Source organism: Amycolatopsis sp. w19, from assembly GCF_051373225.1.
In the GTDB taxonomy this organism is placed as follows: domain Bacteria; phylum Actinomycetota; class Actinomycetes; order Mycobacteriales; family Pseudonocardiaceae; genus Amycolatopsis; species Amycolatopsis japonica.
In genome coordinates, this window is record NZ_JBPQFM010000062.1 from 1 (window position 1) to 901 (window position 901).

The 901-nt window shown below is 66.5% G+C and carries 1 protein-coding gene; it reads left to right on the forward strand.

Annotation, left to right across the window (positions count from 1 at the left end; translation table 11 throughout):
• Nucleotides 1–73: 73 nt before the first annotated feature.
• Nucleotides 74–894, forward strand: a protein-coding gene (locus ACSMFO_RS40125) for an IS5 family transposase (protein WP_436462533.1) whose coding sequence is annotated in 2 segments (ribosomal slippage) — nucleotides 74–431 and nucleotides 431–894 — 822 coding nt in all. Because the reading frame shifts where the segments join, the coding sequence is not laid out codon by codon here.
• Nucleotides 895–901: the final 7 nt, after the last annotated feature.

A 901-nucleotide genomic window follows, 5' to 3' on the forward strand; every position in this document is an offset into this window, starting at 1 on the left:
AGGGGTCCTAACAGAATGATCTCGAGTGTGGTTTGATGTGGTGTCTCGTTGATCTTCTGGGAGGGGTGTGCTGGTGGGGCAGCGGCGTCCGTGGGAGGTCGATGACGGTTTGTGGGAGCGGATTGAGCCGTTGTTACCGCGGGTGGAGCGTCGGTTCCGGCATCCGGGGCGTAAGCGGCTGGATGACCGTAAGGCGTTGTGCGGGATCATGTTCGTGTTCTATACGGCGATTCCGTGGGAGTTTCTGCCGCAGGAGCTGGGCTATGGGTCGGGCATGACGTGCTGGCGGCGGTTGCGGGACTGGACCGAGGCAGGGGTGTGGCAGCAGCTGCATGAGCTGCTGTTGGCGGAACTGCATGGGGCGAACCTGCTGGACTGGTCGCGCGCGGCGGTCGACGGATCGCATGTGCGGGCGTTAAAAGGGGGCCGGAAACCGGCCCCAGCCCGGTCGACCGAGCGCGTGTCGGATCGAAACACCATGTGATCACCGACGGAACCGGGATCCCGCTCGCGGCCACGCTGACCGGCGGGAACCGGCACGACGTCACCCAGCTGATGCCGTTGATCCACGCGATCCCACCGGTGCGGGGCCGGCCCGGACCGCCACGGCGACGGCCACGCCGGATCTACGCCGACCGGGCGTATGACCACGACAAATACCGTCGCCTCGTGCGCGCCGAGGGAATCACACCGGTCATCGCCCGCCGCGGTGAACACCACGGCTCCGGCCTCGGTGTCCACCGCTGGGTCGTCGAAGGCGCCTTCGCCCTGCTGCACTGGTTCCGCCGCCTGCGCATCCGCTGGGAAGTCCGCGACGACCTCCACCAAGGCTTCCTCACCCTCGGCTGCGCCATCATCTGCTGGCGCAGACTCAAAGCCCACTCATTCTGTTAGGACCCCT